12 protein-coding genes are annotated in these 14,904 nt (G+C 71.8%); 9 read left to right on the top strand and 3 right to left on the bottom strand.

The annotated features are described in order from the left end of the window. On the bottom strand, nucleotides 1-562 hold a 562-nt coding region (locus tag ABT106_RS15155), incomplete at its 3' end, for a PucR family transcriptional regulator ligand-binding domain-containing protein (protein WP_351276806.1). Between the two features lie 116 nt (nucleotides 563-678). On the opposite strand from ABT106_RS15155, the gene speB reads away from it, so the two are divergent. The 6 genes from speB (at nucleotide 679) to ABT106_RS15125 (ending at nucleotide 7,557) form a co-directional block, all read left to right on the top strand. Further along, nucleotides 679-1,650, top strand: a complete 972-nt coding sequence (gene speB, locus ABT106_RS15150; RefSeq protein ID WP_267718673.1) for an agmatinase — start codon at nucleotides 679-681, stop codon at nucleotides 1,648-1,650. A gap of 4 nt (nucleotides 1,651-1,654) precedes the next feature. Then, complete coding sequence (locus ABT106_RS15145) at nucleotides 1,655-3,337, top strand: thiamine pyrophosphate-binding protein (protein WP_351276804.1); 1,683 nt, start codon at nucleotides 1,655-1,657, stop codon at nucleotides 3,335-3,337. Nucleotides 3,338-3,399: 62 nt separating this feature from the next. Continuing rightward, nucleotides 3,400-3,825: a hypothetical protein gene (locus ABT106_RS15140; protein ID WP_351276802.1), complete on the top strand. Its 426-nt coding sequence runs from the start codon at nucleotides 3,400-3,402 to the stop codon at nucleotides 3,823-3,825. Between the two features lie 7 nt (nucleotides 3,826-3,832). Continuing rightward, a complete protein-coding gene (locus ABT106_RS15135; RefSeq protein ID WP_351276800.1) occupies nucleotides 3,833-5,986 on the top strand; it encodes a hypothetical protein in 2,154 nt (717 codons plus the stop codon). Between the two features lies 1 nt (nucleotide 5,987). After that, on the top strand, nucleotides 5,988-6,632 hold the full coding sequence (locus ABT106_RS15130) for a hypothetical protein (protein WP_351276798.1): 645 nt from the start codon (nucleotides 5,988-5,990) through the stop codon (nucleotides 6,630-6,632). Nucleotides 6,633-6,792: 160 nt separating this feature from the next. Then, nucleotides 6,793-7,557 (top strand): GntR family transcriptional regulator, encoded by a 765-nt coding sequence (locus tag ABT106_RS15125; protein ID WP_351276796.1) that lies wholly within the window; start codon nucleotides 6,793-6,795, stop codon nucleotides 7,555-7,557. Nucleotides 7,558-7,570: 13 nt separating this feature from the next. Here the strand turns inward: ABT106_RS15125 and ABT106_RS15120 are convergent, their stop codons facing one another. Beyond that, the gene (locus tag ABT106_RS15120; protein ID WP_351276794.1) at nucleotides 7,571-7,762 is read right to left on the bottom strand and encodes a hypothetical protein; all 192 of its coding nucleotides are present in this window, start codon (nucleotides 7,760-7,762) and stop codon (nucleotides 7,571-7,573) included. Nucleotides 7,763-7,935: 173 nt separating this feature from the next. Between ABT106_RS15120 and ABT106_RS15115 the strand changes: the two genes are divergently transcribed. Beyond that, nucleotides 7,936-11,799, top strand: a complete 3,864-nt coding sequence (locus ABT106_RS15115) for an ABC transporter ATP-binding protein (protein WP_351276792.1) — start codon at nucleotides 7,936-7,938, stop codon at nucleotides 11,797-11,799. A gap of 77 nt (nucleotides 11,800-11,876) precedes the next feature. Here the strand turns inward: ABT106_RS15115 and ABT106_RS15110 are convergent, their stop codons facing one another. Continuing rightward, the gene (locus ABT106_RS15110; protein WP_351276789.1) at nucleotides 11,877-12,431 is read right to left on the bottom strand and encodes an EF-hand domain-containing protein; all 555 of its coding nucleotides are present in this window, start codon (nucleotides 12,429-12,431) and stop codon (nucleotides 11,877-11,879) included. Nucleotides 12,432-13,006: 575 nt separating this feature from the next. Between ABT106_RS15110 and ABT106_RS15105 the strand changes: the two genes are divergently transcribed. Next, nucleotides 13,007-13,300: a hypothetical protein gene (locus tag ABT106_RS15105; RefSeq protein WP_351276787.1), complete on the top strand. Its 294-nt coding sequence runs from the start codon at nucleotides 13,007-13,009 to the stop codon at nucleotides 13,298-13,300. Between the two features lie 84 nt (nucleotides 13,301-13,384). After that, nucleotides 13,385-14,818, top strand: a complete 1,434-nt coding sequence (locus ABT106_RS15100) for a S28 family serine protease (RefSeq protein WP_351276785.1) — start codon at nucleotides 13,385-13,387, stop codon at nucleotides 14,816-14,818. Nucleotides 14,819-14,904: the final 86 nt, after the last annotated feature.

The raw sequence follows: 14,904 nt of genomic DNA, 5'->3' as shown, positions 1-14,904 counted from the left end.
CGGCCCCGGCGGGCACCGGCCCGCCCGCCGACCGGCCGTCCGGGGCCAGCTCGACGCGGCCGCCGAGGCTCGCCGCGAGCCGCCGCAGCACCGCCGGGACCGGGTCGGGCCGGGCGGCGGCCGCCGCCAGGGACTGCTGGGCCTCGGTGACCCGGCGCAGCTCCCCCGTACGGGCCTGCTCCATCAGCCGCCACACCGTACGGGCCACCGCCGTGAAGGGGGTCCCCGGCGGGACCTCCAGCAGCGGCAGCCCATGCCGGCCGCACGCCTCGGCGAGGCCGGGCGGCACCGCCTCGTGCACGGGCGCCACGCCGAAGCCGAGCGCCGCCGCGCCCGCCGCGACGAGCCGGGCCGCGTACCGGTCGGGATCCGCCCCCAGCTCGGCGCCCGCCGTCAGCAGCAGCTCCCCGCCCAGCAGGTACGGCGACGGGTCCGCCATCTCGGAGGCGTGCACCCCGTGCACCTCGGCGGCGGCGGGCCCGGCCAGCAGCCGCAGGCCCAGCTCGGTGTCGGCGAGCAGCCGCGCCAGCGCGACCGGCGGGGTGGGAGGGGCGGCTTCCATGGATACTCCGTACACATCAAGGGGCCGTAGTGGATGAAACGTACACTTCGCCCGTCGCGGGCGTCCGCTTACGCTCGAATCACCGCACCAGCAGGACCTCCAGAAGGGCACCCCCCATGAGCACGCAGCCGCGCGGACCCGTCGACTCCTCCCGCATCCCGCGCTACGCGGGCCCCGCGACCTTCGCCCGGCTGCCCCGCCTGGACGAGGTCGGCGGCTCCGCGGACGTGGCCGTCGTGGGCGTCCCCTTCGACTCCGGCGTCTCCTACCGCCCCGGCGCCCGCTTCGGCGGCAACGCCATCCGCGAGGCCTCCCGCCTGCTGCGCCCGTACAACCCCGCCCAGGACGCGTCCCCGTTCGCCCTCGCGCAGGTCGCGGACGCCGGTGACATCGCGGTGAACCCCTTCAACATCAACGAGGCCGTCGACCAGGTCGAGGCCGCGGCCGACGAACTCCTCGGCGCCGGCTCCCGCCTGATGACCCTCGGCGGCGACCACACCATCGCGCTCCCGCTGCTGCGCTCGGTCGCCAAGAAGCACGGCCCGGTCGCGCTGCTGCACTTCGACGCGCACCTGGACACCTGGGACACCTACTTCGGCGCCGAGTACACCCACGGCACCCCGTTCCGCCGCGCCGTCGAGGAGGGCATCCTCGACACCGAGGCGCTCTCCCACGTCGGCACCCGCGGCCCGCTGTACGGCAAGCAGGACCTGACCGACGACGCCAAGATGGGCTTCGGCATCGTCACCTCCGCCGACGTCTACCGGCGCGGCGCCGACGAGGTCGCCGACCAGCTCCGCCAGCGCATCGGCGACCGCCCGCTCTACATCTCCATCGACATCGACGTCCTCGACCCGGCGCACGCCCCCGGCACCGGCACCCCGGAGGCGGGCGGCATGACCTCCCGCGAGCTGCTGGAGATCATCCGCGGTCTGTCCTCCTGCAACCTCGTTTCCGCCGACGTCGTCGAGGTCGCCCCGGCGTACGATCACGCGGAGATCACCTCGGTCGCGGCCTCGCACACCGCGTACGAGCTGACCACGATCATGAGCCGGCAGATCGCTGCGGCGAAGGCGAAGGGCAACTGAGCACGTGACGCACGACCACGACCTGGTACTCCGTCCCACCGAGGCCCAGACGGCCGCCGCCCTCGCACCGCCGCCGGGCCGCACGGGCGGGGACCTGGTCGTGGAGACGCTGCGCTCGCTCGGCGCGACGACCGTCTTCGGACTGCCCGGCCAGCACGCGCTGGGCCTCTTCGACGCCGTCGGCCGCTCCGACCTGCGGCTGATCGGCCTCCGTACGGAGAACAACGCCGCCTTCGCGGCCGACGCGTACGGCCGGATCACCGGCGAGGCGGTCCCGCTGCTCCTCTCCACGGGCCCGGGCGCGCTCATGGCCCTGCCCGCCCTCGCGGAGGCGGCGGCCGCGTCCGCCCCGGTCCTCGCGATCTCCTCACAGGTACCGGCCGCGGGCCTGGGCGGCGGCCGGCGCGGCCACCTGCACGAGCTGCGCGACCAGTCCGCGTCCTTCCGGGACGTGGTGAAGTCCGTGCACACCGCCCGTACGCCCTCCCAGATCCCCTCCGTGGTGGCCGAGGCATGGGAGTCGGCGCTGACGATCCCGCACGGCCCCGTCTGGGTGGAGATCCCGGAGGACGTGCTCCGCGCCGAAACCGTCATCCCGCAGGTCACGGGCATGGACGCGACCCCGCACGAACTGGCCCCGCGCCCCGAGCTGACGGCGCTGGCGTCCCACTGGCTGGCGGGGGCCGCCCGACCGGTGATCATCGCGGGCGGCGGCGTCATCCGCGCCGACGCCGCGGGCAAGCTCAGGCAGCTCGCGGAGCGCCTCAACGCGCCCGTGGTCACCACCTTCGGCGGAAAGGGCGCCTTCCCCTGGACGCACCCGCTGTCCCTCCAGTCCTGGCTGGAGGACCGCCACATGACCGACTTCCTGGAGGACGCCGACGTCCTGCTGGTCGTCGGCTCGGGCCTCGGGGAACTCTCGTCGAACTACCACACGTTCTTCCCCACGGGCCGGGTCGTGCAGATCGAGGCGGACCTCGGCAAGCTGGAGTCCAACCACGCGGCCCTCGGCATCCACGCGGACGCCCGCCTCGCCCTCCAGGCCCTGCTGGAGACCGTTCCGGCACGCGAGGACCCGACCGCGCCCGAGCGCGTCCGCATGGTCCTCGCGGACATCGCGGCCCGGCTGTCCACCCAGGACGTCGGCCTGGAGCAGGGCCTCCTGCGGTCCGTCCGCGCGGCGCTCCCGGCACGCTCCCCGTCCTTCTGGGACATGACGATGCTGTCCTACTGGGCCTGGTCGGCCTTCGACCCGAAGCACCCCAACACCATGCACTCGGCACAGGGCGCGGGCGGTCTCGGCTACGCCTTCCCGGCGGCCCTGGGCGCCTGCGTCGCCGAACCGGGCACGCCGGTGCTGGCCGTGTCCGGCGACGGCGGCGCGATGTACTCGCTCGCGGACCTGGCCACGGCCCGGCAGCACGACCTCGACGTCACCTGGCTGATCGTGGACGACGGCGGCTACGGCATCCTGCGCGCGTACATGACGGAGTCCTTCGGCCGGGCCACGGGCACCGAGCTGACCCGCCCCGACTTCGTCGCCCTGGCGTCGTCCTTCGGCGTCCCGGCGGCCGCGACCACCCCGGAGACCCTGCGCGAGGACCTCGCCAAGTCCCTCGCGGAACCGGGGCCTTCGGTCCTGGTCCTCCCGGCGACCCTCAGGATGTTCGCGCCGACGCACGTATAGGGCCGCCCCGACGCCTCGTTAGGGTGGTGGTGATCAGGCACCGGCAGTCGGTAGGGGGAGCAGTGTCGTTCGAGCAGGAGTGGGCCGCGCAGAAGCAGGCCGCGGCCGCCGGCCCGTCACCGCAGATGCGGCTGAACCAGGCCCCCGCCGAACCGGGGGGCGGCGGTTCGGGCGTCCTGGCGACCGACCCGCCGGCGAAGAAGAAGGCGGCCAACACCATCGAGAACGTCCTCCAGCCCGGTACGAAGAAGGCCGCGGACGCGGCCGACGAACCGACGAAGGGCGCGGTCACCGCCTTCAACGGCTGGGACACGGCGGCGGGCCTGACCAAGGCGCACACCCACTGGGACGACCAGGTGAAGCGGCTGATGTCCCGCCTGGACTCCGAGAAGACCGCACTGCGCGGGGCGTCGAACCTGTTCACCGGGAACGACCAGCTCACCGGCCGCGGCTTCCAGCCGGTGAAGTCCAACATCTCGGGGGTGTGAGGGAGCCGTGCCGACGTACCAGCAGATCCTGCAGACGGACCTCTCCGCACTCACCACGGCCGCCGACGGCTGGAAGGCCATGGCGAAGCAGTTCAAGACCATGGAGGACGTGTACGAGAAGGAAGTCCAGAGCGTCTCGACGGGCAACGGCTGGCTGGGCTCCAGCGCCCAGGTGGCGAGCACGAACTCCGGTATCACCCGAGGTGAGTTCGACGCGGCCCAGACCGAGGCGCTCGCCATGGAGTCGCTGCTCCGCGACGCGCACGCCCAGTTCGTGAACCTCAAGTCGCGGGTGACCTCCGCCGTCGCGGACGCGGTCGCCGCCGGCATGAAGGTCTCGGACTCGGGCGTGGCCGGCTACGACTTCGGCAAGACCGACCCGGCCGCCGCGAACGCCATCCGCCACGACCCCGACCTCCCGGAGATCGAACGCTCCTGGACGCGCAGGATCGCCGAGACGGTCAAGGCGGTCACGGACTTCGACGCCGACGTCAAGGTCGCCCTGCTGAACGCGTCCGGCGCGGACGGTACGGCGATGTTCGGCTTCAACTCCAAGCCGGTCAACGACGTCGAGGCCGTCGAGGCCCTGGCGCTCACCTCGAAGATCCGCGACGGCAAAGCCTCTCCGGAGGAACTGCGGCACTACGACGAGCTCCTGCGGCAGAACTCCAAGGACCAGCACTTCGGCGAGGCGTACCTGCACGCGCTGGGCGCGAAGGACACCCTGCAGCTCGCCGACCAGATGAACCTGGCGTCCAACGAACGCGGCGCGTCGGCGGCCGACAAGAAGCTGTACGAGTCGATCAACTCCGGCCTTGCCGGGACGATCGCCTCGGGCACGAAGGACCCGGGAAGCTACGCCTACCAGCCGTTCGTCAACGGCCTCAAGGAACAGGGCCCGGAACTGGTCGCCAAGGGCCTGCGGCCCACGCACGGCTACCAGGCGCTCCTGACGCTCATGGGCCACGGCGACGGCTACGGCAAGCAGTTCCTCAATGACGTCGGGCACGGCATCATCGAGGCCGAGAAGGCCAAGCCGAACATGTACTCCCACGCGTACGACTCCCAACGGCCCAATCTGGTCTCGGACCCGCTGGACGCGATCCTGGGCCTCATGGCCAAGGACCCGGACACGGCCACCTACTTCCTCGACCCGGATGCGCCCGGCAACAAGAACGACCACTTGGATCACCTGCTCACCGACCGCAAGTGGCACGACCAGTGGATGTCAGGGCCGTACGGTCCCCCGATGGAGATGGAAAACCCGCACAAGATGGACGGCTTCGCCGCGGCCTTCCACGCGGCGGCCACCGGCGACGCGCCCGGGGACAAGATGGGCCCGGCGGGCACACACACCGAGGGGCAGGCGCGGGTCATGCACAACGCCATCCGTCTTCTCGACGACGAGATGGGCGGCGACGAGTTCCCGGAGGAGCTGGAGAAGTTCCGCCAGCCGATGGCCAAGGCCATGGTCGACTACGTGGCGGACACCCACCTCATCTTGGGAGGTCAGGAGAGCGACCTCGGCCTTGTCAGTGGCAAGGACTCCATCCACGGTTCGGGCGATCAGGCCCAGATCGCGGTCGGCCAGGGCAGCCTGATCCGTGTCATGCGCGGCATCGCGGACGACGGTCCGGCCTACGCCCTGCTGGTCGAAGCGGAGCGCTCCTACTCGGCGGAACAGCTCGCTACGGCCGCCCCGTTCAAGGCCGAGTCGCCGCACGCGGTGAGCGCTGAATGGGACAACCGTGCGCATGACATCGGGGCGGCAACGGGTGCCCTCAACGGCATCGGGGCCGATGTCTACAAGGACAAGGAAGAGGACCGGGTCACGTGGGCGGAAGGCGTGTCCGAGCACACGGCTGCCGTCGCGAACGGGCTCATCGGCGAAATCCCGGTCGTCGGCACGGTCGGCGGCTCACTGATCGACTCGGCCAAGTACGAGTGGGTCGAGGGCGTCAAAGAAGCGGCCGAGGAGCAGAGCAAGAAGGATTCCAGCAACAACTACGCGGCTGGTGTCGAGGGCACCACCGGCCTGTTGGATGCGTGGGGACGCGAGTGGAAGATCAGCGATGATCCTGCGTTCGATCATGCCAAGAACGAGGCGGGCGAGGGATACACCTCGGGACGGGACGCTGCTCGTGCACATCTCAAGCCGTAACGTGATCAAGATCCTCGGAAGTGCGACGGCGGCGCTCGTCTGTGTGCTGACGCTGACGTCGTGCGCTTCGGGCGACTCCGAGGCGAAGGCTGCGAACCTGTGCGGGATCGCCTCGTCGGAAGAGGAGGCGCTCGTGCGGGAGATCCTCGTCACCGAGGGGTACGAGACGAAGGCGTACAAGTCCACGAGCGAGCTGGTGGACAAGATGGAAGCGGCGTTGCAGCAGATGCGGCCGGGCAAGGATTCGTACTTCAACACTGCGTGCCGGTACGAGGATGACCGGCCGCGTCGTGGACACGCGATCTTTTCGTTCGGCTGGTCCCCCCGGGCGACTTCCGAGGTGTCCCCGTCCCACAACGGCGCGTCGTACGAGTTGAACGGTGCGGGAGGCGTGGCGAGCGCCGGCCAGTCCACGCTGCTCGTCCAGTGCGATCTGCCCGGTGAGCTCGGGGGACAGTCGCGAAACGTGCGGCTCTCAGCGGACGCGATGTTCGACCGGCCGGATGGGCCGGTCGTGGATCAAGCGGCCAAAGACCGGCGGATGACTCTCACCTACCTGATGGCCCGCCGGGTCACCGATGCCCTCGGCTGCGAGAACAAGCCCCTCGCCGCGCCTCCCGTCGTGAAGCCGCTGCCTACTCCCTGAGGCCCACCTCGGCCCAGACGGCCTTGCCGGACCCGCGTCGGCCACCTCCACGCGCAGCGTGCCGCGACAGCGGACCAGCCGTACCCCGATGTCCCGGCCGTGCGGGGCGCGGGCAGGGTGACGCGCCCCTAGGCTGCTCGGAGATGATCAGGGAGGCGGAATGGCGAAGGACGTCGCCGGGCGGCAGCCCACGTACCAGCGCATCGCCGCTGAGCTGAAGGACGCCATCGCGGCCGGCGAGTACGGCCCGGGCGAACGGCTGCCGGGTGAAAGCGACCTGATGAGCCGCTACGGCGTGGCCCGGATGACCGCACGGCAGGCTTTCGGGGTCCTTCAAGCGGAGGGCCTCGCGGAGGCCCGCAAGGGTGCCGGGGTCTTCGTGCGGGAGCACCAGATGGTCATCCGGCGCCGCGGCATCCAGCGGCTGGCCGTGGAGGTGTGGGGCGCCGGGGGATCCATCTGGGAGGTGGACGGGAAGGGGCGCGAGCCCGTCGTCGAGTTCCTCGGCGTCACGGACGAGGCGGCGCCGGATGCCGTCGCCCCCGTGCTCGGGCTCGGTGAGGGGGCTACGGCCTGCGTGCGCCGGCGGCGGTTCCTGCTCGACGGGAAGCCCGTCATGCTCGCCACTTCCTACCTCGACGCCGCCCTCGTCGCCGGGACGCCCGTCGCGGAGCCCGACAGCGGGCCCGGCGGGATCTACGCCCGCCTCGCCGAGCTGGGACACGGGCCCGCGCGGTTCCGGGAGGAGATCCGCTCGCGGATGCCCGGCCCGGACGAGGCGGCCCGGCTCGGGCTGGCCGCGGGGACCCCGGTGGTGCTGGTCTGCCGTACGGCGTACACCGCCGAGGGGAAGGCGGTCGAGGTGAACGAGATGGTCCTCGACTCCTCCGCCTACGTCCTGGAGTACGAGTTCGACGCCCGCTAGGGGCGGATACGGCCTACGCCGGGGCGAACCAGCCCGACAGGAGGAGGTCGTCCTCGTCGTGCTCCGGTTCGCGGTCCGCGTGCGCGTCCGCCTCCGGGAGGGGCGCGGGGAGTGGCGCGGGGACGGGCCGGGCCGCGGCCGCCGGGGCCGAAGCGCGGACCCACGGGGCCGGGTCCGGATCCGCTTCGGTGTCCTTGATCGTCATGGGCTGAGTATCGCCGGGCGCTCCCCGGCGGCTCCCGCTGCCCCCGTGACCCGTACGGCTCAGGACGGCTCGCCGAACAGCGCGCAAACCCGTTCGATTGTTGCGGCGGGATGAAATCCGCCGGTCGGGGCGTTGGGGGAGGCGGCAGGGCAGGAGCTACGGGGAGGCATCACGTGACGGCGGCGAAGACGGCGGTCGGGGAAAAACAGGGCTGGGGCAGGAGGCTGACCGCCTACACCTGGCGCTACAAGGTCAACGTGCTCCTCGCGCTCGGGTCCTCACTGGGCGGCATGGCCGTCATGGCGCTCGTCCCCCTGGTCACCAAGGTGATCATCGACGATGTCATCGGGGACAAGACCAAGGACATGGCGCCCTGGGCCGGCATGCTCATAGCCGCCGCCCTCCTCGTGTACGTGCTCACCTACATCCGCCGCTACTACGGCGGGCGCCTCGCCCTCGACGTGCAGCACGACCTGCGCACCGACATGTACGACAGCATCGCCCGCCTCGACGGCCGACGGCAGGACGAGCTGTCCACCGGCCAGGTGATCGGGCGGGCCACCAGCGACCTCCAGCTGATCCAGGGCCTGCTCTTCATGCTCCCGATGACCATCGGGAACTTCCTCCTCTTCGGGATATCCCTCGGCATCATGCTGTGGCTGTCCCCGCTGCTGACCCTCGTCGCGCTCCTCATGGCCCCCGCCCTCTGGTTCATCGCCAAGCGCAGCCGCAAGAAGCTCTTCCCCGCCACCTGGTGGGCCCAGGGCCAGGCCGCCGCCGTCGCGGGCGTCGTCGACGGGGCCGTGACCGGCGTCCGCGTCGTGAAGGGCTTCGGCCAGGAGGACCAGGAGACCGGCAAGCTGCGCGCCGCCGGCCGCCGGCTGTTCGCCGGCCGGATGCGGACCATCCGGCTGAACTCCCGCTACACCCCGGCCCTCCAGGCCGTACCGGCCCTCGCCCAGGTCGCCATGCTGGCCCTCGGCGGCTGGATGGCCACGAACGGCCAGGTCACCCTCGGCACCTTCGTCGCCTTCTCCACCTACCTCGCCCAGCTCGTCGGCCCCGTCCGCATGCTCGCCATGATCCTCACCGTCGGCCAGCAGGCCCGCGCCGGCGCCGAGCGGGTCTTCGAGCTCATCGACACCGAGCCCGAGATCCGGGAGGGCGCCACCGAGCTGCCCGCGGACTCGCCCGCCACCGTCGAGTTCGACGGCGTCGCCTTCGGCTACGACCGCGAGCGGCCGGTGCTCGACGGATTCTCGCTGTCCCTCGCCGAGGGCGAGACCATCGCCCTCGTCGGCTCCTCCGGCAGCGGCAAGTCCACCGTCTCGCTCCTCCTGCCCCGCTTCTACGACGCCGACCGCGGCACCGTACGCGTCGGCGGCCACGACGTGCGCGACCTGACGTACGCGTCGCTCAGGTCCGCGATCGGCCTGGTCCCCGAGGACTCCTTCCTCTTCTCCGACACCATCCGCGCGAACATCGCCTACGGGCACCCCGAGGCCGGCGACGAGCAGATCCGCGCCGCCGCCCGCGCCGCCCAGGCCGAGGGCTTCATCGAGGCCCTCCCGGCCGGCTACGACACCACCGTCGGCGAACAGGGGCTCACCCTCTCCGGCGGCCAGCGCCAGCGCATCGCGCTCGCCCGCGCCATCCTCACCGACCCCCGGCTGCTGCTCCTCGACGACGCCACCTCCGCCGTCGACGCCCGCGTCGAGCACGAGATCCACGAGGCGCTGCGCTCCGTCATGGCCGGCCGGACCACCCTGCTGATCGCGCACCGACGCTCCACGCTCGCGCTGGCGGACCGGATCGCCGTACTCGACCGCGGACGGCTCGCCGACCTTGGTACGCACGAGGAACTGGAGCGCCGCTCCGCCCTCTACCGGCGGCTCCTCACCGACCCCGACGCCCTCGGCGCCGGCTCGCCGCGCACGCCCGACAGCACGCCGATGGCCGAGTTCGAGCGCGACCTCGACCGGGACGGCGACCTGGAGCGGGGCATCGAGCTCGAGGCGGAGATCGACTCCGAGCCCGTCAACGCCAAGCGCCGGGTCGCGGGCGGGATCACCCCCGAGCTGTGGCGGCGCCAGGAGGAGGCGGACAACGCCTCCTCCGCCGCGCCCGCCGCCTCCGCCGGGATCCGTGCCCCCGGGGCCGGGCACTCCATGGCCGGGGCCGTCGCCGGGATGCCCGCCACCCCCGAACTGCTCGCGCAGGTGGCCGCGCTGCCGCCCGCCACCGACGAACCCGACGTGGACGAGACCCGCGCCGCGGGCGCCGAGGAGAGCTACGGCCTGCGCCGCCTGCTCAAGGGCTTCTGGGCACCGCTCGCCATCAGCCTCGGCCTCGTGGCCGTCGACGCGGGCACCGGGCTGCTGCTGCCCGTCCTGATCCGCCACGGCATCGACCAGGGCGTCGAGCAGGCCGCGCTGGGCGCCGTCTGGGTGGCCGCCGGGCTCGCCCTGGTGATCGTCATCGCGCAGTGGGCCGCGCAGTTCGCCGAGACCCGCATGACGGGCCGCACCGGCGAGCGCGTGCTGTACGCGCTGCGCGTCAAGATCTTCGCCCAGCTCCAGCGCCTCGGTCTCGACTACTACGAGCGCGAACTGACCGGCAAGATCATGACCCGGATGACCACCGACGTCGACGCCCTGTCCACGTTCCTGCAGACCGGGCTCGTCACCGCCGTCGTGTCCGTCTTCACCTTCTTCGGCATCCTCGTCGCCCTGCTCGTCCTCGACGTCGAGCTGGCGCTGATCGTCTTCGCGACCCTGCCCCTGCTGGTGATCGGCACGGTCTACTTCCGCCGCAAGTCGGTCGCCGCCTACGAACTCGCCCGGGACCGGGTCGGTCTGGTCAACGCCGACCTCCAGGAGTCCGTCTCCGGGCTGCGCATCGTCCAGGCCTTCCGCCGCGAGGGCGCCGGCGCCGCCCGGTTCGCCGAGCGCAGCGACGCGTACCGCGAGGCCCGGGTCCGCGGCCAGTGGCTGATATCCATCTACTTCCCGTTCGTCCAGCTGCTGTCCTCGGGCGCGGCGGCCGCCGTGCTCATCGTCGGCGCGGGCCGGGTGGACGGCGGGACACTCACCCTCGGCGCGCTGGTGGCGTACCTGCTCTACATCGACCTGTTCTTCGCCCCGGTCCAGCAGCTCTCCCAGGTCTTCGACGGCTACCAGCAGGCCACCGTCTCGCTCGGCCGCATCCAGGGACTGCTGCGGGAGCCCACCTCCACCCCGAGGCCGACCGACCCCCGCGCGGTGCCGGAGCTGCGGGGGGAGATCGCCTTCGAGGACGTCCGCTTCCAGTACGGCACGGCCGAGGAGCGGGGCGAGAAGGGGGAGGCGCTGGCGGGAATCAGCCTGCGGATTCCCGCCGGGCAGACCGTCGCCTTCGTCGGCGAGACCGGAGCGGGCAAGTCCACGCTGGTCAAGATGGTGGCCCGGTTCTACGACCCGACCTCCGGACGGATCACCGCCGACGGCGCCGACCTGCGGGAGCTCGATCTGACGGCGTACCGCCACCGGCTCGGCGTCGTCCCCCAGGAGCCGTACCTCTTCCCGGGGACCGTCCGCGACGCCATCGCCTACGGGCGGCCCGCCGCGAGCGACGCCGAGGTCGAGGCCGCCGCCCGCGCGGTCGGCGCCCACGCCATGATCGCCACCCTCGACGGCGGCTACCTGCACACCGTCTCCGAGCGCGGCCGCAATCTGTCCGCCGGGCAGCGCCAGCTGATCGCGCTGGCCCGCGCGGAACTCGTCGACCCGGACGTGCTGCTGCTCGACGAGGCGACCGCCGCCCTCGACCTCGCCACCGAGGCCCAGGTCAACCGGGCCACCGACCGGCTCGCGGGCAAGCGCACCACCCTGGTGGTGGCCCACCGGCTGACCACGGCGGCCCGCGCCGACCGGGTCGTGGTCATGGACCGCGGCAGGGTGGTGGAGGACGGCACCCACGACGAACTCCTGGGTCGCGGAGGGCGGTACGCCGACCTGTGGCGCACCTTCGTGGGAGAGGACGAGCCGGCCGCGGCGTAAGGCGCAGGGCGCAGGCCGTCAGGTCCGGGGCCCGGGTGGCGGGCGGCGGGCCCCGGAACCGGGGCCGCCGTCCTCGCTCAGAGCTCGCCGAACAGCAGGTTGCCGGGGGCGTCCTCGTCCGTGCCGGTGTAGTACTCGCGCACGGCGTCGAGGAGTTCGTCCACGGTCAGGTACCCGTCGTGGTTCTTGTCGATCTTCGCGAAGAGCGTGTCCGCGGCCGCGGGGTCCAGCTTCGTGTCGAAGGCCAGCTGGGCCTTGTGGAACTCCTCCGGGCTGATGTGCCCGTCGCCGTTGGTGTCGACCACCGTCAGGATCGCCTGGACCATCGGGCGGAAGGACCGGTCGTACGCCGCGCCGTCGTCCTGGAAGAGACGCGTCATGCCCTGCTTGTACTCCGCCTGCGTGAGCTTGTGGTCCTTGTCGACGTCCAGCTCCTTGAACAGCTCGACCCAGAAGTCGACCAGCCCGCCCATGACCTTCGCGGCCTTGGGCGAGTCCGCCGGCTCGTCGAGGGCGGTGAGCAGGCGGGAGCCGAGCCCGATGATGTCGTGCTCGTCGATGACCCGGTCGTCGTTGACGTCCAGGTGCGTGAAGGCGCGCTCCAGCTTGCGGTCGAGCAGGTCGTTCGTCATGGAGGTGAGCCTTTCATGGCTACGGTGGGCGTTCTTCCGGTCGCCTAGCGTAATCTCCTCGGTGATCGCGAACTCCCGCTCTTCCGCTGGGAAGTTGTGGATGCACTCGTACGAGGGAGGGGGCGCCCGGCCCGACGGGCCGGCGCGCGCGGGGTCCGGTGGACGGGCTCATCCGGTAAGGGGTGGTTCGGGTGGTTGCGGGTGGGGCCGCGCCGGTCGCCGCGCCGCGGATGCTTGCCCGTTGCAACCTTCCGGGCGGCCCGAACGTCGTACGTGCGTGCGCGCGTTGTACGTACGACCGATCGGGGGACTGGGTGTTGCGACAGGTGCGGAGGGGGCGCGGACGGTGGGCCGTCGCGCTGGGGGTGTTCACGGCGGCGCTGTCGCTGTGCGCCGGCGGACTGTCCACGGCGTCGCCCGCGGAGGCCGTGCCCGCGCGGGCCGGGAGCGGGCAGGTCGTTCCCGCGCAGGCCAGGAGCGGACAGGGTGTGTACGGACCGGGTGTGTACGGACCGGGCGTGTACGGGCAAGGCGCGTACGGGCAGGCCGGGAGCGTGCGGGCCGGGAGGGTCCGGGTGGCGGGCGAGGGGTGCGGCGGCCGGCTGGCGCGGACGCTGCCGTTCTCGACGGGTGAGGTGCGGATCTACAAGAGCCGCACCCAGGCCTGTGCGATGGCGGTGGCCCGCGTTCCCGGCGAGCGCCGCCCGATGGAGGTGAGCATCCAGCCGCGGGGCGGGGCGCCGGTCCGGGACGCGGGGCGATTCACCCGGTATGCCGGTCCTGTCACCGTCGGCGCGATCAGCCGCTGCGTGTATGTGAAGGGGAGCGTAGGGGCCGGATCCGTCGATTCCGGCTGGATTCTGTGCTGACGGCGCGACCCAACTAGGTCTGGTCAGACGCATGTTCGCCCCGCTAGGTTCACGGCGACCGAAGTGAACTCAAGGGGAGGGTGCATGCGCAAGACGCTCGGATGGCTGCTGTCACTCGTGGTGCTGATCGGCACCATGGGGGCGGCGGGCGCCACGGCACAAGCGGCCACCGCCGCGGGGCCGGCCGCCGCCACGGACATCAAGGACCAGATCCTCGGCATCCCGGGGATGAGCCTGATCGAGGAGAAGCCGTACCCCGGATACCGCTTCTTCGTATTGAACTACGAGCAGCCGGTCGACCACCGGCAGCCGTGGAAGGGCACCTTCAAGCAGCGCCTGACCCTGCTCCACAAGGACGTGTCCCGGCCGACGGTGTTCTTCACCTCCGGCTACAACGTCAACACCAGCCCGCGCCGCAGCGAGCCGACGACCATCATCGACGGCAACCAGGTGTCGCTGGAGTACCGTTTCTTCACCCCCTCGCGGCCCGACCCGGCCAACTGGGCCAACCTGGACATCTGGCAGGCCGCCAGTGACCAGCACCGCCTCTTCGCCGCCCTGAAGAAGACCTACAAGAAGAACTGGCTGGCCACGGGCGGCAGCAAGGGCGGCATGACCGCGACGTACTACGAGCGCTTCTACCCGCGCGACATGGACGGTGTCGTCGCGTACGTCGCGCCCAACGACGTCGTCAACAAGGAGGACTCGGCCTACGACCGGTTCTTCGGCAAGGTCGGCACCAAGGAGTGCCGCGACCGGCTGAACGCCGTGCAGCGCGAGGCGCTCGTGCGCCGTGAGCCGCTGGAGGCCAAGTACGCGGCCGCCGCCGCCGAGAACGGCTGGACCTTCACCACCGTCGGCAACCTCGACAAGGCCTACGAGGCCGTCGTGCTCGACTACGTGTGGGCCTTCTGGCAGTACAGCCTGCTCGCCGACTGCTCCACGATCCCGGCCGCCGCGACCGCCTCGGACCAGGAGATCTGGGACACCATCGACGCGATCTCCGGCTTCTCGGCCTACGCTGACCAGGGCCTGGAGACGTACACGCCGTACTACTACCAGGCGGGCACCCAGCTCGGCTCGCCCGACATCAAGCAGCCCCACCTCAAGGGCCTGAGCCGCTACGGCTACCAGCCGCCGCGCAACTTCGTGCCCCGCTCGATCCCGATGACCTTCCAGCCCGCGGCCATGGCGGACGTGGACAACTGGGTCCGCAGGAACGCGAACCAGATGCTGTTCGTGTACGGGCAGAACGACCCGTGGGGTGCCGAACCGTTCCACCTCGGCTACGGGGTGCGCGACAGCTACGTGATGACCGCCCCCGGCGCCAACCACGGGGCCAACGTCGCCAAGCTCCTGGACGGCGAACGGACGCTCGCCACCGCCAAGATCCTCCAGTGGGCCGGGGTCGCCCCGGCCGCCGCGCTCGCCGACACGGGCAAGGCGGCGCCGCTGGCGGCGCCGGACGCGCAGCTCGACCAGCGTGACCTGGAGCGCGAGCCGCAGCTGCGGCCGTAACCGGGGGTGAACCCGGGCCGGGGGATCTCCGGCGGGTGAACCCGGGCAGGTGAACCCACAGGGCGTGTCCGCACATGGTGCGGGCA

The organism is Streptomyces sp. NPDC002044 (assembly GCF_040296725.1).
GTDB classification, from domain to species: Bacteria; Actinomycetota; Actinomycetes; order Streptomycetales; family Streptomycetaceae; genus Streptomyces; species Streptomyces antarcticus.
Note: the sequence above shows the minus strand (reverse complement) of the source record. Positions and strands in the feature narration are given on the sequence as shown.

Excerpts from the sequence above, each read along its gene's own strand:
- speB (WP_267718673.1), top strand. The coding sequence starts at position 679 with ATGAGCACGCAGCCGCGCGGACCCGTCGACTCCTCCCGCATCCCGCGC.
- ABT106_RS15125 (WP_351276796.1), top strand. The coding sequence starts at position 6,793 with ATGGCGAAGGACGTCGCCGGGCGGCAGCCCACGTACCAGCGCATCGCC.
- ABT106_RS15120 (WP_351276794.1), bottom strand. The coding sequence starts at position 7,762 with ATGACGATCAAGGACACCGAAGCGGATCCGGACCCGGCCCCGTGGGTC.
- ABT106_RS15110 (WP_351276789.1), bottom strand. The coding sequence starts at position 12,431 with ATGACGAACGACCTGCTCGACCGCAAGCTGGAGCGCGCCTTCACGCAC.
- ABT106_RS15100 (WP_351276785.1), top strand. The coding sequence starts at position 13,385 with ATGCGCAAGACGCTCGGATGGCTGCTGTCACTCGTGGTGCTGATCGGC.